This is a genomic window from Natronincola peptidivorans (genome assembly GCF_900111615.1).
Lineage (GTDB): Bacteria > Bacillota > Clostridia > Peptostreptococcales > Natronincolaceae > Natronincola_A > Natronincola_A peptidivorans.
In genome coordinates, this window is the sequence record NZ_FOHU01000001.1 from 40,787 (window position 1) to 59,929 (window position 19,143).

Annotated in this window: 24 protein-coding genes and 1 riboswitch; of the genes, 14 read left to right on the top strand and 10 right to left on the bottom strand. The window is 34.4% G+C overall.

The genetic code is table 11. The annotated features are described in order from the left end of the window. Positions 1 to 356: 356 nt before the first annotated feature. Positions 357 to 1,550: an NAD(P)/FAD-dependent oxidoreductase gene (locus tag BMX10_RS00190; protein ID WP_208976085.1), complete on the top strand. Its 1,194-nt coding sequence runs from the start codon at positions 357 to 359 to the stop codon at positions 1,548 to 1,550. Between the two features lie 477 nt (positions 1,551 to 2,027). Continuing rightward, the gene (gene rnhA, locus BMX10_RS00195; RefSeq protein ID WP_090437681.1) at positions 2,028 to 2,480 is read left to right on the top strand and encodes a ribonuclease HI; all 453 of its coding nucleotides are present in this window, start codon (positions 2,028 to 2,030) and stop codon (positions 2,478 to 2,480) included. Positions 2,481 to 2,596: 116 nt separating this feature from the next. Here the strand turns inward: rnhA and BMX10_RS00200 are convergent, their stop codons facing one another. From BMX10_RS00200 to BMX10_RS00215, 4 genes are read right to left on the bottom strand one after another with little or no spacing between them, the layout of a single operon-like run. Next, on the bottom strand, positions 2,597 to 2,968 hold the full coding sequence (locus BMX10_RS00200) for a GerW family sporulation protein (RefSeq protein WP_090437682.1): 372 nt from the start codon (positions 2,966 to 2,968) through the stop codon (positions 2,597 to 2,599). After that, on the bottom strand, positions 2,958 to 3,662 hold the full coding sequence (locus BMX10_RS00205; RefSeq protein ID WP_090437683.1) for a DUF2953 domain-containing protein: 705 nt from the start codon (positions 3,660 to 3,662) through the stop codon (positions 2,958 to 2,960). Before BMX10_RS00205 ends, BMX10_RS00200 begins: the two co-directional genes overlap by 11 nt. Further along, the gene (locus BMX10_RS00210) at positions 3,659 to 4,114 is read right to left on the bottom strand and encodes an anti-sigma factor family protein (RefSeq protein WP_090437684.1); all 456 of its coding nucleotides are present in this window, start codon (positions 4,112 to 4,114) and stop codon (positions 3,659 to 3,661) included. The genes BMX10_RS00205 and BMX10_RS00210 overlap by 4 nt, the downstream gene beginning before the upstream one ends. A 3-nt stretch (positions 4,115 to 4,117) precedes the next feature. Beyond that, positions 4,118 to 4,693: an RNA polymerase sigma factor gene (locus BMX10_RS00215; protein WP_244272569.1), complete on the bottom strand. Its 576-nt coding sequence runs from the start codon at positions 4,691 to 4,693 to the stop codon at positions 4,118 to 4,120. A gap of 194 nt (positions 4,694 to 4,887) precedes the next feature. Here BMX10_RS00215 and BMX10_RS17860 point away from each other — a divergent pair, with 194 nt between their 5' ends. Continuing rightward, positions 4,888 to 5,061, top strand: coding sequence for a hypothetical protein (locus tag BMX10_RS17860; RefSeq protein WP_170834615.1), 174 nt, complete (start codon positions 4,888 to 4,890; stop codon positions 5,059 to 5,061). Between the two features lie 59 nt (positions 5,062 to 5,120). Here BMX10_RS17860 and thiD read toward each other — a convergent pair whose 3' ends face one another. The 4 genes from thiD to thiM are packed head-to-tail and all read right to left on the bottom strand — an operon-like array spanning position 5,121 to position 7,988. Continuing rightward, the gene (gene thiD / locus BMX10_RS00220; protein ID WP_090437685.1) at positions 5,121 to 5,930 is read right to left on the bottom strand and encodes a bifunctional hydroxymethylpyrimidine kinase/phosphomethylpyrimidine kinase; all 810 of its coding nucleotides are present in this window, start codon (positions 5,928 to 5,930) and stop codon (positions 5,121 to 5,123) included. Next, positions 5,927 to 6,586, bottom strand: coding sequence for an MtnX-like HAD-IB family phosphatase (locus BMX10_RS00225; RefSeq protein ID WP_090437686.1), 660 nt, complete (start codon positions 6,584 to 6,586; stop codon positions 5,927 to 5,929). Before BMX10_RS00225 ends, thiD begins: the two co-directional genes overlap by 4 nt. Continuing rightward, positions 6,574 to 7,197 carry a thiamine phosphate synthase gene (gene thiE / locus BMX10_RS00230; protein WP_090437687.1) on the bottom strand — a complete coding sequence of 208 codons (624 nt, stop codon included), beginning with the start codon at positions 7,195 to 7,197 and terminating at the stop codon, positions 6,574 to 6,576. The genes BMX10_RS00225 and thiE overlap by 13 nt, the downstream gene beginning before the upstream one ends. Next, positions 7,188 to 7,988 (bottom strand): hydroxyethylthiazole kinase, encoded by an 801-nt coding sequence (gene thiM / locus BMX10_RS00235; protein WP_090437688.1) that lies wholly within the window; start codon positions 7,986 to 7,988, stop codon positions 7,188 to 7,190. The genes thiE and thiM overlap by 10 nt, the downstream gene beginning before the upstream one ends. A 96-nt stretch (positions 7,989 to 8,084) precedes the next feature. Continuing rightward, positions 8,085 to 8,188: riboswitch (TPP riboswitch) on the bottom strand. Positions 8,189 to 8,397: 209 nt separating this feature from the next. On the opposite strand from thiM, the gene BMX10_RS00240 reads away from it, so the two are divergent. Further along, a complete protein-coding gene (locus BMX10_RS00240; protein ID WP_090437689.1) occupies positions 8,398 to 8,592 on the top strand; it encodes an FmdB family zinc ribbon protein in 195 nt (64 codons plus the stop codon). A 116-nt stretch (positions 8,593 to 8,708) separates the two neighbouring features. Here BMX10_RS00240 and BMX10_RS00245 read toward each other — a convergent pair whose 3' ends face one another. Then, positions 8,709 to 10,457, bottom strand: coding sequence for a flavin monoamine oxidase family protein (locus BMX10_RS00245; protein WP_090437690.1), 1,749 nt, complete (start codon positions 10,455 to 10,457; stop codon positions 8,709 to 8,711). Positions 10,458 to 10,644: 187 nt separating this feature from the next. On the opposite strand from BMX10_RS00245, the gene BMX10_RS00250 reads away from it, so the two are divergent. From BMX10_RS00250 to BMX10_RS00265, 4 genes are all read left to right on the top strand, one after another. Next, a complete protein-coding gene (locus BMX10_RS00250; RefSeq protein ID WP_090437691.1) occupies positions 10,645 to 11,922 on the top strand; it encodes an ammonia-forming cytochrome c nitrite reductase subunit c552 in 1,278 nt (425 codons plus the stop codon). A gap of 197 nt (positions 11,923 to 12,119) precedes the next feature. After that, positions 12,120 to 13,391 (top strand): cytochrome c biogenesis ResB family protein, encoded by a 1,272-nt coding sequence (locus BMX10_RS00255; RefSeq protein ID WP_090437692.1) that lies wholly within the window; start codon positions 12,120 to 12,122, stop codon positions 13,389 to 13,391. A gap of 1 nt (position 13,392) precedes the next feature. Next, positions 13,393 to 14,205, top strand: a complete 813-nt coding sequence (ccsB, locus tag BMX10_RS00260) for a c-type cytochrome biogenesis protein CcsB (RefSeq protein WP_090437693.1) — start codon at positions 13,393 to 13,395, stop codon at positions 14,203 to 14,205. 52 nt (positions 14,206 to 14,257) lie between these two features. Further along, a complete protein-coding gene (locus tag BMX10_RS00265; protein ID WP_090437694.1) occupies positions 14,258 to 14,761 on the top strand; it encodes a hypothetical protein in 504 nt (167 codons plus the stop codon). A gap of 14 nt (positions 14,762 to 14,775) precedes the next feature. Here the strand turns inward: BMX10_RS00265 and BMX10_RS00270 are convergent, their stop codons facing one another. Continuing rightward, the gene (locus BMX10_RS00270; protein ID WP_090437695.1) at positions 14,776 to 15,396 is read right to left on the bottom strand and encodes an NUDIX hydrolase; all 621 of its coding nucleotides are present in this window, start codon (positions 15,394 to 15,396) and stop codon (positions 14,776 to 14,778) included. A 315-nt stretch (positions 15,397 to 15,711) separates the two neighbouring features. Between BMX10_RS00270 and BMX10_RS00275 the strand changes: the two genes are divergently transcribed. The 6 genes from BMX10_RS00275 to BMX10_RS00300 all read left to right on the top strand — a co-directional run bounded on the left by BMX10_RS00275 (position 15,712) and on the right by BMX10_RS00300 (position 19,037). Next, positions 15,712 to 16,128, top strand: a complete 417-nt coding sequence (locus tag BMX10_RS00275; protein WP_090437696.1) for a MaoC family dehydratase — start codon at positions 15,712 to 15,714, stop codon at positions 16,126 to 16,128. Between the two features lie 138 nt (positions 16,129 to 16,266). After that, on the top strand, positions 16,267 to 16,797 hold the full coding sequence (locus BMX10_RS00280) for a cob(I)yrinic acid a,c-diamide adenosyltransferase (protein ID WP_090437697.1): 531 nt from the start codon (positions 16,267 to 16,269) through the stop codon (positions 16,795 to 16,797). Between the two features lie 29 nt (positions 16,798 to 16,826). Beyond that, on the top strand, positions 16,827 to 17,366 hold the full coding sequence (gene hpt / locus BMX10_RS00285; RefSeq protein ID WP_208976086.1) for a hypoxanthine phosphoribosyltransferase: 540 nt from the start codon (positions 16,827 to 16,829) through the stop codon (positions 17,364 to 17,366). A gap of 76 nt (positions 17,367 to 17,442) precedes the next feature. Then, positions 17,443 to 17,616 (top strand): hypothetical protein, encoded by a 174-nt coding sequence (locus BMX10_RS17865; RefSeq protein WP_090437698.1) that lies wholly within the window; start codon positions 17,443 to 17,445, stop codon positions 17,614 to 17,616. A gap of 87 nt (positions 17,617 to 17,703) precedes the next feature. Beyond that, entirely contained in the window at positions 17,704 to 17,967 is a 264-nt protein-coding gene (locus BMX10_RS00295; protein ID WP_090437699.1) for a YkuS family protein, read from the top strand. 65 nt (positions 17,968 to 18,032) lie between these two features. Then, positions 18,033 to 19,037 carry a restriction endonuclease gene (locus tag BMX10_RS00300; RefSeq protein ID WP_090437700.1) on the top strand — a complete coding sequence of 335 codons (1,005 nt, stop codon included), beginning with the start codon at positions 18,033 to 18,035 and terminating at the stop codon, positions 19,035 to 19,037. Positions 19,038 to 19,143: the final 106 nt, after the last annotated feature.

Here is a 19,143-nt window from a genome sequence, read left to right on the forward strand (position 1 = left end):
TTCAGTAATCATATATGCTATCTACAAACTATTTGGCAGAGGCTATGTTTGACAGTAACACTACATGCAAAGAAAGATTCAAAGAAGAACTTCAAAGAATTTTTGAATAAGGAAGATATAAGAAATATGTTATTAATCTGAAGAGAAAATAGCTATTTAAAACACTTAAAATATAAGATTTAAGTGTTTCTTTTTTTAGGATAAATGTATAGTATCAATACTATGCTTGAGATTATAGAGGATATATTGGCATAGAGATAGGAGATAATAGATTAGTAGAATCCTTAAGGATTCAAAAATCAGTGATGGGGTATAATAATAAAAAATTACCTAGAGGTGAAAGGGGATTGGGTCAATTGAGCTATGTTATTATTGGAAATGGAATAGCGGGACTTTCAGCAGCGGAAACAATCAGAAAAAGGGATGAAAATGCAGACATTACCATTGTTACTAATGAAGAATATCTTACCTATTATCGTGTGAAACTGTCCCATTATATTTCCAAGACCTTCGATGATGAAGAATTTGTAGTGCATAATGAGAAATGGTATCAGGATAAGAGGATTAAGGTTCTGTTAAAAACCATAGTGGAAGGACTTGATGTTGAAAACAATGCCATAACCTTGGACAATGGAAAAAAATTAACCTATGACAAGCTACTAATAGCCAATGGCAGTCGGCCTTTTATACCACCAGTTCAAGGGAAATATAAAAAAGGTGTATTTGCTCTAAGATCATTAAATGACTTAAAGTATGCAAAAAACTATCTTTCCTATTGTAAAGACATAACAGTTATTGGCGGAGGACTTTTGGGATTAGAAGCTGCTTGGTCTATAAAGGAACTAGGAAAAAATGTGAATGTAGTTGAATTCTTCCCCTATCTATTACCGAGACAGCTGGATGAGGAGCTTTCTAAGGTATTTACAAACAAGCTAGAGGAAAGAGGATTAAGGCTGCATTTGGGAGCTGCTGTAGAAGAAATCCTTGGAAATACCGTAGTTGAAGGCATAAAAATGAAGGATAATAATGAGTTTAAAACAGATGGCGTTTTATTTTCAGCAGGCATAAGGCCAAACCTGGATTTAGTGAGAAATACAAATATTAAGTATGATAAGGGAATTCTTGTAGATGATGGTATGAGAACCAACATTGATCATATTTTTGCTGCAGGAGATGTAGCTGAAGTCAATGGTGTTGTTTTGGGATTATGGCCAGTAGCTGTAGAGCAGGGTAAAATTGCTGGAGAAAACATGGTAGGCGGAGAGAAAGTGTATAAGCTACCTCAGTCACATACCTTTACCAATATTGGCGATTTATCTGTTTTTTCTGCAGGAAATATTCAAGATTTTGATAAGACACTAATGGAGGAAGAAAATCAACAAGAAAAAATCTATAAGCTATATATAAAGGAGAACCAATTAACAGCTGGTGCCTTGATAGGTGATACCTCAAAAATGCTAAAAGTTAAAAAGGCAGTAAACAATAGAACAGATATAAGTCATCAATTAAACAAGAAAATGGCCTGTAAAGAAATCATTGAGAGCCTATAAAGGAATTGAAATAATTAAAGACCCATTTATGAGATAATAAATAACGTTACAGCTATATAATTTTCTCTTTTACCACCAAAGTAGATATCGCTAAGGTGGTTTTATTATGCAAAAAAACAAATGAAAAATGAGAATATATTGATGTACCAGGATTAAAGGGGGACTAAAATACCTAGACATCATATTCTCATTAATAGTATTATCACCAGATATTGCTTAGTTATACAAAAAAATAAATAAAAAAACTAAAAAACTAAAACATTTTATTTAAAAAGAATGAGGAAGAATCCATTAGTGCATACTCCTTAGGGAAGTGTTTAAGATTTTTATTAGAAAATACTAATTAGTGTAGAAGAAAAAAGCTATCTTCATAAGAAAGAAGGATATTTCTATTTTAAAAAAGAATATACCTATATAGTTTTAAGGAATGTAGATTCAAGTAGAAACAATTCATTACATTTTCAAAGGAGCTGTATTATGAAAAATATAATAATTTATACCGATGGGGCCTGTAGAGGAAATGGACAAGAAAATGCCCTAGGGGGCTATGGGATTATCCTGATGTATAAAAACAATAAAAAGGAAATTAAAAAAGCCTTTCCTGATACTACCAATAATAAAATGGAGCTATCTGCGGTTATTGATGCACTGGAGATGTTAAAAGAACCATGCAATGTAGAGGTGTATAGTGACTCTGCTTATGTGGTAAATGCTATCAATCAAAACTGGATTGATAATTGGATAAAAAAAGGCTGGAAAACGGCGAAAAAGGAGCCAGTAAAAAATAAAGAATTATGGTTAAGACTTATTGAAATGCTTAGCTATCATAATGTGAAATTTATAAAGGTGAAAGGACATAGTGATAATGAGTACAACAATAGATGCGATCAGTTAGCAAATGAAGCTATGGATGAGTATACCGGAGAGTAACTTGCAATAATGTTCTTTATGAAAAAACCAGCAATGTAGTTTATTTCTAAGAATGAACTATATTGCTGGTTTGTACTATCTAGGTACTTTGAAAAAGCTAGAGTTAAACTAAGCTTTTATTCATCCTTTTCTTCCTTCTTTGGCTTACAAAGATTAGCTTTTTGTACAATATCAGGAACCATATCCATTAGTTTTTCAAGACCGCCTTTTTGATTGATAGGCAGAATCTCTACTTTCCCATCAATGATAGCAATGACAGCTGTTGGTGTAGCCTTGGCACCTATTCCTCCTCCAGTACCGTATCCTTTGCCTCCCTTATCGTCGGTACCATCACCTACTCCTGTTCCTAAGCCAAAGGCGATATCCACCACTGGTATTAAAGTAACATCACCCACAATAATAGTTTCACCTATAACAGTTTTTGATGTAAAGAATTTTTCTAGCTTTTCAAATAATACATCTGCATTTTCAGTAAATTTAGCTGACATAGATTTTTTCCTCCTTTTTCATTTTGATTAAAAATTTTATTATTTTTTTAATGGGTTTAGATAGCAGAAGCTTTATCAGTATCATCACCAACAAAACCAAAACTATCCTCCCTTGGATCTGAGCTTCACCCTCTAGTACTGCACCCTCAAAGGAAGGGATTAAAGCGATAGAGTACCCCTCTAAAAGGGGAGCGAGGGAACTAAAAAAAGCTAAAACCATGGCAGTATCACAGGGATTATCAAGGCCATAATGAGCCTTCACATTTAAAGCTTTGGGTTTAATATGAAACCATAGCTTCATGAGGGAAGCTAGAATGACAGTGAAGGTTTCTCTATTCACAAGCCTTAGCCATTCTTCAGGTGACTTTTTCAGCTTAGACTTACTTTTCTCTTTACTTTCTTGCTTCTTTTTATTGCTCTTTTTCTTTATTTTTTCTTCTGCTTTTTCTTCCTCTTTATCTAAAGAAAAAGAAAAGGGTATACCTAAAAGTTTAAGCATTATCTTGGGAGGGAAAGCATCATCCTTCATGATATTTACCTGAAGTCCTTTCCATAGCCAGCTTATACCACTTTGGAATTTTACAGTCTCATATTTTGACCCTGATGCATGGTAGTGGATAGGCACAAACAACAGAAGAAGAAGTAAAGTCAATAAAAACAATAAAATATATTTTAAGATCATTAATACCATCATATACTACCCCTCATTAACAAAGTCTTGGTCCTATTTTTTAAAGCAGCGGCAGCATATTTCTTTAGGACGGAGGTGCCTTTAACAGCAGATTTTTTTGATGTATTCACTACATATTGCATACCCGGCATCACCTTTAAAAACAATGTAGTATTATCAATGATGCTGTTTTGTAAAGCGACAAAGCTTTTTATATCAAAGGAAACAGTAGCACTATTACAATCCGCTAGTTCTCTTATGTTGCTTAATACCTGAGCTTTTACAGTGACAGCTTCATGAGGAAGATCCACATCTATCATCTCCTCTATCTCCCATAGTAGCAGCTTCAGCTCCGTCAGTTCCTTCCTACACTCTGGACAACCCTTCACATGCTCTTCAAGCACAAGCCTCTCTACTGAAGTTAAAGTATTATCAAGATATTCCTGCAGCCAATCATGATTGAATGTACATTTCATCCCTTACACCTCCCATACCCCTTGTTTTTTAAGGCTTTCCTTCAAAAGCCTTCTACCCCTAAACAAATAGGTTTTTACAGTGCCAACTGGCAGTGACAGTACGTCACTTATAGCCTGATAACTCATATCTTCTACATGACGAAGAATGACAACCGACTTCATTTCATCCGGCAGACCTTCTATAGACTTTTTTAAAAGCTGCTTTGTACTAAGAAAATCTATCTCTTTCTCCACTGTATTAGGATCTGGTATTATCTCCTGATAATCAGTAGTTTTATCATTTAAAGAAACATTCAATGATGCTGTTGGGTTCTTTTTGTCCCTTATATAGTTGAGGCAAGTATTGATGGTGATCCTCTTAAGCCATGGTAAAAGGGATTTACTTGTATCAAAGCTGTTGATAGATTTGTAGATCTTGATATAGATCTCCTGCAGCAAATCAAGGGAGTCTTCCTTGGAATTGGTATAGTAATAGCAAAGGCTATAGATATACTTTTCATATTTACTATATAATAGCTCAAAGCCCTTCATATCCTTAGATTTACAAAGGTCTACCAGTTTTTCATCACAGATTTCCAAAGGATTCCCCCCCTTTTCTCTTAGGCTATACTTATAATATACACCAAAAAATTACTAAAAGTTTCAATAAATAGTAATTTTATGAAAAATTATAGCAAATTATTCTTTAATAAAATGGCAGTGATGGTAATGATTTAACTTATCTTCCATTAGAAATAAAGAATCACCAATCCAGTTTACCTGCTACATACATAATGATTGATGGAAACCAACATAAAACCAACCAACGCAGGAATCACAGGATTTTTGGAGAGAGAACACCAGACAAAAGACATTCACTAACAGTAGAAAATGAAGTGGTAGAAATAGAGATAGTGGCAGGAGATGTAGAAAACAGTAAAATGTCTGTGGATACAGCAGCACCATAACCAAATAATAATGCAAACCAGTAGGAGGTAGACTATTATTTTATCTACCTCCTACTGTATTATGCTTTAGAATTTTTATCCTGGATTGAAACAAAGGGATGGAAATGATGAAGTGGCCCTACACCTTTGCCTATCTCTAATCCGCAGTCAATGGCCTTTGTAACATATTCCTTCGCTTTAGAAATGGCTAGAATGATATCCTCTTCTGATGCAAGATAGGAGGCGATGGCTGAGGATAGTGTACAGCCTGTACCGTGGGTGTTTTTCTTCTGAATTCTTGGAGATGATAGTTTTGTTATAACAACCCCATCAAAAAAAACATCTACTGCATCCCCTGACAAATGACCACCCTTTACCAATACACTTTTTGGTCCCAGCCTATAGATATCCATGGCGGCCCTTTCCATTGCTTCAATGGTAGTGATTTTTCTATCTAAGATAACCTCAGCCTCTGGGATGTTAGGTGTGACGATTGTAGCAATAGGAAGAAGATTTTTGATAAGAGCATTTTTTGCCTCCGGCTGCAACAAATGATGACCGCTTTTTGAAACCATTACAGGATCGATAACGATAACAGGAGGCTTCCATTCCAATAGGGAACTTGTGATTTGCTGTATAATTTCACTGTTTGAAACCATTCCTACCTTCACTGCATCCACAGTGATATCCTTAAATATGGCATCTATTTGTGCCTTTACCATAGCTTTGTCTATTTCTACAACTGCATCCACCCCTAGGGTATTTTGGGCAGTGATGGCAGTAATCACGCTCATGCCATAGTTTCCCAATGCTGAAAAGGTTTTAAGATCTGCCTGTATACCGGCTCCGCCGCTACAGTCAGAGCCGGCAATTGTTAATAAATGCTTCATGCTTTAACCTCCTTTTCAATAAGATGAATTTGATCTAATATGTCTTGAAAGCTTTCATAGAGATAAACCTTACGCTCTATCGATAAGCAATAATCATATAGCTTATTTTTAGCAAATACATAATCAGCTGTTTTTGTAGGACAAAAATCTGAATAACCGTCGCCTATATAGACAGCTGTCTCATAGTTTTTTTTCAACTTTCTCATTAGTGCAGTTTTGCATACCCCACATAGCTGACAATCCTCAGCTTGATAAGGCGCTTCAACCTCTATCTCTGAAGAAAAGATCAATCTATTGGCATAAAAAGGAAGAGAAATACCCTTTCTATCCAAGATATATTGGATATAATAGTCGTAACCATCACTTAAGATATAGATATTATAATCATTTTCTCTACAAAAGGAGACAAAGGTTTGAAAGCTTTCATCGATTTGTATGGTATCGGCGACTTCCTTAAAGGCTTCTTCATCTGTTCTTGTAAAAAGCTTAAAAGTTTCTCTAGCACATTCTATAGTAGATAGTTCTTTAGATTCCCATTTTTTATTGATATCCTCCCAGCCTTCCCCTGCAAATTTTTTTACGATAGTTTCACAAACATCCTGCTTTGTGATGGTACCGTCAAAATCAACAAAGAACACTGGCTTTATTTTTTCCATAGGGAGATCAACTCCTTTGCTGCTTTGCAGGTATCCTCTTGTGATAGGATTGCAGAGATCAAAGAAATACCATCAGCTCCTGTAGATTTTACTTTGTTTATGTTGGATATGGAGATGCCTCCGATACCTACCACGGGAATAGAAACAGCCGCTACTATCTTTTTTAATCCTTCTAGTCCAATTGCTTCACCAGCATCTGCTTTACTGTCTGTAGAAAATACAGCTCCTGCACCAAGATAATCTGCTGCCATTCTTTGACCATAAAGTGCCTCTTGGATGGTAGATACAGAATAACCCAAGATTTTACTTTCACCTAGGATTTTCCTTACTACGTCGATTGGTAAATCGCTTTGACCAATATGTAGACCATCTGCGTCGACAGCCAGTGCTATGTCTAACCTATCATTGATAATCAAAGGAACATTATAGGCATGTGCTATTTTCTTCAGTTTTAAGCTAATATCATAAAATTCTTTAGAACTGATATCCTTTTCTCTCACCTGTAGAAGGGTTACTCCCCCCTCTAAAGCCTTAGCAATGGAGTCAAAAAAATCCTTAGTTCCAACCAAATGACGGTCGGTAATCAAATATAAACTATAATCTACAGCCATTCTATTTGCCCCCTTTCATAAATGGTATTTTCATCTACCAGTGATATTTCATCAAACAGCTTTATTCTAAAGCTCCCAGGTAGATTACCGTCCTTACCTTCCACAGCTTTTTCTCCTGCTAAAGTCATCACCAAATGGCTAGTCATAGTTGCTGCAAGAAGATTATCATTAGCACCGCAGAATCCAGCCGTTAGGGCCCCCACCATACAACCGGCCCCGGTTATTTTTGTCAGCATTTCCGTACCATTTTTTATTAGACCAACCTTTTGTCCATCGGTAATAATATCTATTTTACCTGTAGCAGCCACGATACAATCCCATTGATTTGCTAGTTCTTTACATACTGCTATACCATCTTCGCCATCATCGATGGAATCCACACCTCTAACCTTACTTTTTACACCTAATAAAGATTTGATCTCACCAAGATTTCCTTTGACAACATGAATTTTACCAAATTTTCTTAGCTTGTTTATGTATTCTATTCTTCTGGGGATGGCGCCACAGCCTACTGGGTCTAATACAACGGGTATGTTTTTCTTCGCTGCACCTTTAACAGCTAGCAGCATTGCTAGTTCCTGCTCTTTGGTGAAGGTACCGATGTTTAAGTAGATAGCACTGGAGATTTGACTAAATTCATAGGCCTCATCTGCTGCCTCACACATGGCAGGAGATGCACCTACAGATAATAAAATATTGGCACAGTCATTGATTGTAACATAATTGGTGATGGCTTGCACTAAGGGTGTGTCAGCCTTTACTGCCTTTAAACAATTAACAAATTCCTTCATTATTAACAGCCTCCTTATTATATAAATAAAAATACCTCCCTTTTGATTAGGGAGGTAGACATAAATCCTTGTATTCATAGCACGAATATAATACTCAGAAGGAAATAATTAGCTCCCTACGGTGGCATTACCCACATCAGGTTCAAGGGTTAATGAAATAAATTTCATTTCTCAGTCCTAAGACACCCCTGCTAATGATGCTATTCATTTTGTTTTAGTATAGCACTGGTTTTCCCACTATGTCAACTGACGAATGGAAGCAGATAAGAGATGGAGTTCATCAAGTTGAAAAGGAATCCTCTTGTTTTAATGATAGTTAGAAAATGGTAAAATAGATTTATAGAAAGCTTCTATTGATAAAGGAAAAGAATAGAATCCAATGAAAAAGCGGATAGAGGGAGGTGAAGCTATGCCAGTTTATGAATATAGATGTAAGGAATGCAATGGTCAATTTGAAGAATTGAGAGCTATGGCAGATATGGACAAAGAAATAAAATGTCCCCATTGTGGATCTGAAGGTGCAATGAGACAAATATCTACCTTTGGTGTAAAAAGCAATACAAGTGATCCCCCCTGTAAAACTCCTTCCTGTGGTGCTGGATGAAAGCTGTAGCTTTTCTCAGGAGAGAATAAGAATATTTAAAAAGGACTGTGGATGATAGCTGACTAAATCAGCTTCTTCAACAGTCCTTTTTAATGTGAGTGCTTTATAGTACCATATTAAAATATTTCTCTACAGGCCCTAGCTACATCATTAGCAGCCATCATACCAGTCTGCAAGGAACCTTGCATCCAGGCTCTTGAGACAGAAACATGTTCTCCAGCAAAAAAGACTCTATTGTTGTATTCAGGAGTGATAGCTACCTTGGAAAACAGTCTATGTTCACTTGGTGAATAGAAAGCAAAGGCACCCCAAAACCAGGGTTCGGTGTTCCAATGGACTGTTCTATGGTCTAACAATAACGGATCTAAAGACCCGGGGTAAAGCCCATTTACAGCCTCTACCTGTCTAGTGATATCATAAATATTTAGAGGCTTAGGTATATTTCCTAACCTCACTGCATCTTGCCCCCAGTTATAAGAGGCCTGCAATACCCCAGGCACATTGGGAGAGACGGACGAGTTTAAATCCCAACTGCAGCCGTAGGAATCATGATAACTTTTTTTATAATAGTCACGTTTTTTTCTTAGCATCACAGCATGATCAGAGGGGTACCATATGCTATTAATAGGTAAATCTGTAACAGAAGATCCACCAAGAATTCTCTCCATAGGTCCACCTCTTTCCCAAAATCTTTCACTAAATAGAAAACTGGCTTTTTGTGCAGAAATATAGGTTAAGATTCTAATAGCCTGCATTTTTCTACTGGAAAATAGTGGATCTAGTCGTAAACGGCGTACACTGGAGAAGGGTAGAGTACATACTACAAAATCAAAATCTTGATGCTGTATGTGGGGCTGGCCCTGCCTTCTATAATGAACAGTTACAGTGTTGTCTCCTCTACACTGACTAAGCCCCATGATTTGGTGGCCCATCTTAAGATCAACAGGTCCTAAATCCTTAGGAGAGATATGGGGATAATCATCCTTAGGTGATGGTTGCAGTAATGAATGAAGGAAGGCATTTGGGAACTTTGCCATTCCACCAGGAATTTCATACATAAAGGAAAAATTGATACCGTATATTTCTGCTAGAATCTCAAAAAAACTACGATAAAAGAAAGCACCGATGGAAGGACTGACATTGCTTAGCATAGAGATTGAGCCATCACTGAGACCAGACTCCTGCATCATTTGATGGATATTATAATAATCTGCAAGGTTAATCTGTCGAGAATAAGTTTCTTTAATTTGTAATATTTCCTTTCTTATCTCTGGAGGAATAGCCATCAAAGATCTCTCAAAGGCTATACTTTCTAACTCCTGCCATGATAACCTTCTTTCTTCTGGTGTCATATCAAATAGGGGATAGATATATTTTTGAACATTTCTGCCTTCAGGGTCATTTCGCACCCTTACTCCTCTAACATAAATGAAGGCATTCTCATTAGTCTGGACGAAAGGACGGGTAGGTAGCTTAAATAGATTTAGATAATGCCAAGTGACATTATGACTTACAGGAAATCTCATTGCTCCTAATTCTCCATATAAACCTTTCTTTTTGTCAAAGTAATGGGTATATACCCTTCCTCCTATTCTTTCTTCTTGGGCTTCAAATAGAGTAGTATTAAAACCAAGTTTTCTCAATTCAAAGGCTGTAGAGAGACCAGCCAATCCTCCTCCTAGTACAGCTATCTTGATCCCTTTACAGGAACCGGGTGGTGCAATGTTGGTGATATCAGGTGGTGGATTAAGTAGTTCAACAATATTGGGAAAGTCCACGATACGATCCTCAGCCTCTAATGCGAAGGACATCATGGCATATCGTTCTTTTGTAGTAGGATTGTTTGGTTGAAAAGGAATAATCATGAATATTTGCCTCCTTATTTAACTTTAAAAGTGGTTATCAATAATATATATGAAGGATAAGATTTGATTATTTGTTTTTACAAAAGATACAGCTGCTGTAGAATAACAAAAAAAATTATTTATAAGATTAAAAATATAAGAAATACTAAAGAATAAGTGATAATACTGAAGAGAGGAGAAATGTATAATGAGAAAAGTCATTTGCTGGGGGATAATTTACATAATGATAATGGGAATGACGGCTATAACTACAGGCTGTGCTAGGGAAGAGGAAGAATTACCAGGGGAAGAAGCTCCAGAAGAAGAATTAAGAATACCCTTTGGGGATGTACCAGCTCCGGAAGATATGATTGTAGATGCTGCTCACTGGAAAGATAGATATCCCATGATTTATGAATCCTTTCTAAGAACCTCTAGAATGGGAGATTTTACAGTGGAAGATAGTACCTTAGGAGGGTTGCATCCTGCTGATTATTTAGAGAAATACCCCAATATAAAAATACTGTATGATGGGATAGGCTTTTCAAAAGAATATTATGTGGCAAGAGGGCACTATTATGCTTTAGAGGACGTTATTAATACCGCCAGGCCAAAGCCAGGTGCCTCTTGTTTGGCTTGCAAGACAGGGGAATACGAAAAGCTCTATGTTGAGCATGGAGAAGACTTATTTAGAATGGATTTTCATGAGACTGTCCAAGGAGTAGAGCACTCTATAAGCTGCTATACCTGTCATAGAAATGAACCTGGTGAAAATGTACATATCACTGCTCCCCATTTTGCTATTGGTCTAACAAAACTAGAAGAAGAACCACCAGCAGGAACACAGGCTTGTGCCCAATGTCATGTAGAATACTATTTCGATGCTGATACTGGTGAAGTTGTCTTACCTTGGGATAATGGTATTGAAATCGATGAAATAGAAGCATATTTTGATGAAAGAGGATTCTATGATTGGAAGCATCCAAGAACAGGTACACCTTTAATAAAAGTACAGCATCCGGAGTTCGAGATGTATACAGGAAGTATTCATGATAGAATGAGAATAAGCTGTATGGATTGTCATATGCCGATGGTGGAGGAGGAGGGAGAAACCTACAGATCCCATTGGGCAAAGAGTCCATTAAAAACTGTAGAAGAATCCTGTGGACAATGTCATCAGGATGCCGAGGGAATTATAACCCAAACAGAAGATATACAACGAGAGATAGATGAAATGCAGGTAGAGGTTAGTGATATGCTAGTAAAGCTGATAGAAGATTTTGCCGCAGCATTAGATGAAAGAACAATGGAACAGGATGTGGTTCAACAGCTACAAACCTTACATCGCAGGGCACAGTATCGTTGGGATTTTGTAATGGTAGAGAATTCGACAGGGTTTCATAATGCCTCTAAAGCAAGAAAAGCATTAGAGGAAGCAAAGGAATTTGCTCAGGAGGCTTTAGATTTATTAGCAGAACAGGAATAGATATAAACTATAAAATCAATCACTACCAACAATGGAATAATACTAAAGTTGGTAGTGATTGATTTTATGTATAGAAGAAGCTAAATTTGTATAGAATCTCAGAAAGACATAGCTTCTGAGAGAAAAAGGTAAATCCTCTAAAATAATGTTAAAGAATTTTGAGAACACAAAAAAGAGAAATGTAGGGATGTGATAAAATGAGGGATACTGGCAACACTTTCAATAGACTGATCTCTTTTCTAAAGTCAATGAGATTTGGTTTAGTTTTATTAGGTGCATTAGGAGTGCTTTCTATTATTGGTTCCTTTATACCACAAGGGAGAGATGTAGCTTTTTATCATAATCATTATTCCCCAAACAAGACTAAGGCAATACTAGTTTTAAAGATGGACGATATTTATCATTCTTTTTATTTTATTGTATTATTTGGGGCCTTATGCTTAAATCTGTTTTTATGCAGTATTTCAAGGCTAAGTTCAATACTAAAGAAAATAAAGGAAATCCCAGATTATAAAACCCTAGAAAAATTAGATAAGAAAACTCAGGATGAAAGCTTGGATAAGGATAGTATAATTAAGGTTTTCAAAGAGTATGGTTTTAAAAGGTTTAATAGGATTGAAAAGAAAAATAATAAAATAGTATATTATAGCAAAAAAAATTCCATTAGTTATTTAGGTTCTTGGTTGATTCATACCGGCATACTATTGACGATTGTGTTTTATGGATATGGGCAACTAACGTATTTTACTACAAATGTATATGGTGTCCCAGGGGAAGCTAAAGAGGTTCTAGGAACAGCTTATCGCATAGAAATCAATGATTTCAACATCCAGTATAGAGAGGATGGTACTGTAGAACAATATATTTCTCAGGTAGATTTGAAACAGCAGGATGGAGATTTTATAAAAACAGAAGAAATCTATGTAAATAATCCTATGCGGTATCAAGGATATGCCTTTTATCAAACTGCTACAGGTTGGGCAACGGATATAAAAATCTTTAGGGAGGAAGAGTTGATTAAAGAAGATATTTTCTATGAGTCTACATCCATTATGGATGAAAACTCCCAAGTGCTTATCCAATTTACTAGGTTTTATCCTGACTTTTTATTCAATGACAGAGGGATCATCAATCTATCAAACCAACTCAATAATCCAAGGGTACTATATTCAATATTTTTTAGAGGAGAAAGGATGGCTATGAATGTAGCTGCAATGGGAGAAGCTATTCAATGGAATGAGTTTACTTTTATCTTTAACAACCCTCAAAGATATACTTATTTTCAGGTAAATAAAATGAAAGGGAAACTAGGTGTATTGATAGGCTCTTTATTATTGATACTAGGACTTTATTTATGTTTTTATAGAAGACCAAAGGAACTAGTGATTATTAAAAATGATAATATTTTACAGATTTTTGGCAATAATCAAAGCATAAAAGATATTGGTTTTAATCAAAAGGAGGAATAATATGCTGGATGAGGGACATAGCTTTGTTGCAACATTAGTTTTTTATAGTTTATCAATGGTATGCTATTTTATCTTTTTTATGCTGCGAAATGAAAAATTTTCTTCCTATGGTAGTCTTTTAGTAAAGGTTGGAATCCTTTTTCATACCATAGCTTTATCGAGTAGAACTGTAATGGCCAGTAGGTTGCCATTGGCTAATCAATACGAATTTGCTACCAGCTTTGCATGGGGAATTGCTATAAGCTTTGTTGGATTCGAATGGAAGTATAGATTTAAGGCGTTGGGGACCTTTGTTACTCCTATTATTCTTTTAGTAGGCTTCTATGCTGCGTTGCAAACAAGAGATATAAGACCTTTGATGCCAGCATTACAAAGCAATTGGATTACTATCCATGTTAGTACAGCAATTTTTAGCTATGGAGCTTTTGCCATCGCTTGCGGCATATCTATTATGTTTTTAATCAGAGATAGGTTCCAAGAGGATGGTTTTATCAAAGAGTATATTCCTAATTTTGAGATCCTAGACATGATAAGCTATCGAGCTATAGCATTAGGGTTTATTATGCTGACAGTGGTGATTATTAGTGGCGCTATATGGGCAGAAAAAGCATGGGGAAGGTATTGGCAGTGGGACCCAAAGGAAACCTGGTCTTTTATAACCTGGATTATCTATGCAATTTATTTGCATGTAAGATTATCAAAGGGCTGGAAAAATAAAAAAGCTGCATGGTTTGCGATTTTAGGCTTTATAGCTATTTTGTTTACCTATATAGGTGTAAATACCTTATTAGTAGGGTACCATTCCTATGCATAAGCATGGGAATATATGCTATAATGAATTATAAGAATAGAGGAAGGTGAAGCATATGAAGATGAGAATAATATTTATAATAATTGTAACACTTATGCTTTCTCTAATTGGTTGCACAGCAGATGAGATACAAGACCCGACAAACCAAACAGAAGCTAATGAAACAGAAGAAGATATAAATTATACACCTATAGTAGAGGTAAACCAGTTTTTGGAAAGTGATCAATTAAGGGAAAGATTATTGGAGGCTACAGCTATAGAGTTAAAGGATACTGAGAATAATACAATTGGGATGATACAGGAGAGAGAAAAAATCATTAATCTAGTGGATAGCTTTTTCACTTATACAATAAAGGAAGAATTGGAGACAAATCAGAGTAGTGAAATTATAGGTCCAATAAACTTTTATTTTACCAACAGCGAGGATATTTATGGCTTGATGAATAATGAATTTATTTATCTTGAAGGTTATTACTTTGTTATAAATAATAGAATAGCAAGGGAACTAGAGAATTATTTTAGAGCCAATATAGCAACAGCACCTGTTGGAGAACAGTAACAGGTGCTGAACTATTAGTCAGATAAGATATCCAAAAAATTCTTCAATATTTTTGCAGTAATTCCCCAAATAACATAATCCTTATAGATATAGAAGTATACATAATAATCATTAACTCTCCAACGATAGCTATCACCGTTTTGAATAAGATGAAAGGGGAAGCTCTCATCAGGAATGGTATCTATTTTTAATTTATGGACCAGGGGTTTTTGACTCAGCAAATCCTTAATGGGTACTGTAAAAAGAGAATCTACTTCTTTTTCATTAAAGTGAATTGTTTGTAGATCCAAGTTGTGAAGAACACCACAAAAAGGGTAAATAATCATATTAAAGGTAGTAACAATAGGATCTAGTTTTCCAATGACCTCAATATGATCCTGGGAAACATTTAATTCTTCAACAGTCTCTCTAATGGCTGATTGCTGAAGAGTCTCATTTTTTTCCACTTTGCCTCCAGGGAAGCATATTTCACCTGGCTGCGTTTTCATATCATAAGAACGAACCTGAAATAATATATGAGGTTCATTCTTTACTTCAATGATAGGAACCAACACTGAAGATTTTAATAATGGATGAGCAGAAGATTTTTTCTTCGCCTTGACCTTAAATATTTCTACAATTTTTGAAGAATCCATAGTATGAAACACCTCAACAAAATATAGTATACTATTTTAGATTATCACATTCATAATATTAATACAAAGTATTCAGGGGTTATATTCGTATGTATATATGTTTATTGAAAAAAAGCTGATACTTCTTAGTACATCAGGGTATATTTAAGCTATAATTCAGTAAAGAAAAAACTCTTTAGGTCAAATTTATTTTTATAAAGGAAAAATACCATGAATGAAGAAGGTATAACTGAGCTTAATAATATTGTACCTATAAGTAGTATATCAAGTACTATATCTAAAAAAGAAATTAATATATAAGGAGGAGGTTTTATCATGATTGGTAAAAAGATAACAGAAATAAGTGTTGGTGACAAAGCAAGTTTTCAAAAAACTATCACGGAAACAGATGTATACTTATATGCGGGGATTACTGGGGACTTAAATCCAGCTCATATTAATGAGGAAATGGCGAAGGAATCTATGTTTAAAGAAAGAATTGCTCATGGTATGCTGACAGCTGGATTAATATCTACGATACTAGGTATGTACCTTCCTGGACCAGGAACCATTTATTTAGGGCAGGAACTGAAATTTTTAGCACCAGTAAAATTTGGTGATACAATTAAAGCGGAAGCAGAAGTCATAGAAAAAAAAGAAGAAAGAAATCGAGTCAAGCTAAAAACTACCTGTACCAATCAAGAGGGTGTTGTTGTTTTAGATGGTATAGCTACAGTAATGCCTCCTAAATAGTAGTAATATATAGTCTGTTGCGCAATTTCCAGCTTTATTTATAAACATATAAATATTTTAATATAGCGTTAAAAGGGTGTAAAAAGTTGGAGAAAAGGTATATATTATACAAATAGACTTTTATCAGGAGGGTTATTTATGAAGATTTATACTAAAACAGGTGATACTGGAGAAACTAGTTTATATGATGGAAAAAGAATTAAAAAAGATGATATTAGAGTAGAAAGCTATGGAACCATTGATGAACTAAATTCTACATTAGGCTTTGCTAGAAATTTTATTGAGGATGAAAAAATTATTGATATTATTTATAGGATTCAAAGAGAACTATTTGATGTAGCAGGGGAATTGGCTACAGAAGATAGAGAAAAATTTCCTGAGAAGATTGCTAAAGAGCATGTGGATTTTTTAGAAAATATTATTGATGAATATCTTGCTAAGATTGAAGAAGTCAATGCATTTATCATACCAGGCACCAATAAAGCCTCTGCAAGTCTACATGTAGCTAGGACCATATGCCGCAGAGCAGAAAGAAGAATCTTGACTTTGAACAGAGAAGTAAATGTAAACCCTGTATTGATCAAATATGTTAACCGTTTGTCGGATACCATTTATACTATTGCAAGATATCTAGAAAGTCAGCTAAAATACGTAGAGTTTAAAAAATAGATACTGTAAGTCAGAGGAGCTGAAGAAAGATGCTGAAAGATGATATTAAAGAGATACTATTTACTAAAGAAAAAATAGCTAAGAAAGTTGAAGAATTGGGTAAGAAGATTACCGAGGATTATGAAGGTAAAGAACTAATCATCATTGGTGTTTTAAAGGGTGCAAATATTTTTTTAGGAGATTTAATTAGAAAGATTAATATCCCACTTTATATTGATTTTATGGCAGTATCTAGTTATGGACTTTCTACAGAGAGCTCAGGTGTGGTAAGGATATTAAAGGATTTAGATCTAGAGATAGAAAACAAACATGTATTAATTATAGAGGACATTGTAGATACCGGTTTGACTTTAAAATATATTACGGAAAATTTGAAATCAAGAAAACTAGAGAGTCTACAAATATGCACACTATTAGATAAACCGTCCAAAAGAAAATGTGATTTAGATATAGCCTATATTGGCTTTGAAATACCAGATGAATTTATCGTTGGTTATGGCATTGATTATGCAGAACAATATAGAAATCTACCATACATTGCCACATTAAAAAAAGAAATCTATTTATAGAATAAAAAACTTCGTATAGTTAGAAGATAAATGCTCCATACTATTATTAAATCCAAAGTTAAGGAGGATTTTAATAATGAATGGTGCTGTTAACTTTCAAGAAATAAAGCAACGTTTTTTGCAAGCAGATGTAGATGGAAAAATAGAAATATATACAACAACCCAAGGATTAACAGTTGAACAGTTTAAAGAATTACTACAAAGCTTTCCACTTCAGCATTTAGATAAATTAGAAAAAGCAATGGCTTAAATCCTAACTTATTAAACCTTCTTAAAAACAATTTAGGAAGGTTTTTGTTTTTGACTATTCATTTTAAAAGCCAAGGAGGTTAAACATATGAAAAGTAAATTAATAGCCGTCCAAGAGGGCCTTCACGAAACGGCAGAGCTATTAAAAAAACAAGGATATAGGGTAACCACCATAGACCAAGCAAATGAGCCTATAGATGTAATCATATATTCTAGTAAAAATAAAGAGTATTTAGCCCATAATATGAGGGGAAATATAAGCATTCCCTCCTATAATCAATTTGTTAAAATGATTAATGTTGATGAAGTAGGAATAAACAATATAATAAACAATGTAGAAGAATTAGAATAAAAAACCATAGTTTAAGAATACTATGGTTTTTTTTGGAAAAAATCATTAGTGAGGAGGGAATCACTTTGAAAAAAATACAAAGCTTTTTACAAACCTTTAAGGAAAAGTACAAAGAGTATAAAAGGAATCGTTCAAACAGTAGAAGATTTAAAGCCTTCTATTATAGCAGTAAAGAAGATAAAAGAAGTGATGTAGCTAAAATCATAGATTATGTGCTAATTAGAATAATAATATTTTTTGCTGTGTTGTTATCAGTATATTTGAGGGGGTTTACATTATATATTTCTGTCTTAGCATCAGCAATGGCATTAACTATGTATCATATTATTTCGATACCAATTAGAAATAAAAGATTGATGGGTTACAAAAAAGAAAAAAGAAAAATTATTGCTCATCAGAGAGTATATAAAGAGATATTAAACAAAACAGAAGAAGAGATGAAGGAATATATGACAAAGGTTTTTGAGAAAGTTGGCTTTGCTAATATACAATCTATTGATAATCACCATAAATCTATATTGCTACAAGCCTCTCACAACGATAATAATATTTTAATTGGTTGTTATGTATACAAGAATGATTTTGATGTTGAATTAAAAGAACTAAAAGAATTTGTGTGTCAGTTAACAGCATATGATATAAAAAAAGGAATTATAGTTACAACTTCTGATTTCACCCATGATTGCAATGTTTTTATAGAGCATTTAAGTGAAAACTATAGGTTATTATTATTAAACAAAGATAAACTGTTAAACATAATAGAAACTACTGAAATGTTACCACCTGAAGAAGAAATAGATGAAGCTATAGAAAACCAAATAAGTAAAAAAAAGAAAAATTGGTCAAGATATAAAACCGCTGCTTTGTCTAGTAAGAAAATAAAAGGATACTTTCTATTAACCATCTATCTTAGCATAGCGGCTTTTTATACTCCTTATACAGTTTATTACATGATTTTTGCAGGTATTACTATGTTTTTAGCGTTGACTACATTCATTATTGACTATAACAATAAAAGGAAAATCCAAGAAGATAAAATAGAGGTACAAGACCTATTTCAAAGCTTGTAGACGAGAAAAAGATAACAATCTCTATATCAGTATTTCCCATGCAATTAAAAAAGAGGATAATCTTAGGAGATATTTGATTTTTTTATATAAAAATCGTATAATGAGG

Coding starts and splice junctions, on each gene's coding strand:
- rnhA (WP_090437681.1), top strand. CDS start 2,028: ATGAAAAATATAATAATTTATACCGATGGGGCCTGTAGAGGAAATGGA.
- BMX10_RS00200 (WP_090437682.1), bottom strand. CDS start 2,968: ATGTCAGCTAAATTTACTGAAAATGCAGATGTATTATTTGAAAAGCTA.
- BMX10_RS00205 (WP_090437683.1), bottom strand. CDS start 3,662: ATGATGGTATTAATGATCTTAAAATATATTTTATTGTTTTTATTGACT.
- BMX10_RS00210 (WP_090437684.1), bottom strand. CDS start 4,114: ATGAAATGTACATTCAATCATGATTGGCTGCAGGAATATCTTGATAAT.
- BMX10_RS17860 (WP_170834615.1), top strand. CDS start 4,888: ATGATTGATGGAAACCAACATAAAACCAACCAACGCAGGAATCACAGG.
- thiD (WP_090437685.1), bottom strand. CDS start 5,930: ATGAAGCATTTATTAACAATTGCCGGCTCTGACTGTAGCGGCGGAGCC.
- BMX10_RS00225 (WP_090437686.1), bottom strand. CDS start 6,586: ATGGAAAAAATAAAGCCAGTGTTCTTTGTTGATTTTGACGGTACCATC.
- thiE (WP_090437687.1), bottom strand. CDS start 7,197: ATGGCTGTAGATTATAGTTTATATTTGATTACCGACCGTCATTTGGTT.
- thiM (WP_090437688.1), bottom strand. CDS start 7,988: ATGAAGGAATTTGTTAATTGTTTAAAGGCAGTAAAGGCTGACACACCC.
- BMX10_RS00240 (WP_090437689.1), top strand. CDS start 8,398: ATGCCAGTTTATGAATATAGATGTAAGGAATGCAATGGTCAATTTGAA.
- BMX10_RS00245 (WP_090437690.1), bottom strand. CDS start 10,457: ATGATTATTCCTTTTCAACCAAACAATCCTACTACAAAAGAACGATAT.
- BMX10_RS00250 (WP_090437691.1), top strand. CDS start 10,645: ATGAGAAAAGTCATTTGCTGGGGGATAATTTACATAATGATAATGGGA.
- BMX10_RS00255 (WP_090437692.1), top strand. CDS start 12,120: ATGAGGGATACTGGCAACACTTTCAATAGACTGATCTCTTTTCTAAAG.
- ccsB (WP_090437693.1), top strand. CDS start 13,393: ATGCTGGATGAGGGACATAGCTTTGTTGCAACATTAGTTTTTTATAGT.
- BMX10_RS00265 (WP_090437694.1), top strand. CDS start 14,258: ATGAAGATGAGAATAATATTTATAATAATTGTAACACTTATGCTTTCT.
- BMX10_RS00270 (WP_090437695.1), bottom strand. CDS start 15,396: ATGGATTCTTCAAAAATTGTAGAAATATTTAAGGTCAAGGCGAAGAAA.
- BMX10_RS00275 (WP_090437696.1), top strand. CDS start 15,712: ATGATTGGTAAAAAGATAACAGAAATAAGTGTTGGTGACAAAGCAAGT.
- BMX10_RS00280 (WP_090437697.1), top strand. CDS start 16,267: ATGAAGATTTATACTAAAACAGGTGATACTGGAGAAACTAGTTTATAT.
- hpt (WP_208976086.1), top strand. CDS start 16,827: ATGCTGAAAGATGATATTAAAGAGATACTATTTACTAAAGAAAAAATA.
- BMX10_RS17865 (WP_090437698.1), top strand. CDS start 17,443: ATGAATGGTGCTGTTAACTTTCAAGAAATAAAGCAACGTTTTTTGCAA.
- BMX10_RS00295 (WP_090437699.1), top strand. CDS start 17,704: ATGAAAAGTAAATTAATAGCCGTCCAAGAGGGCCTTCACGAAACGGCA.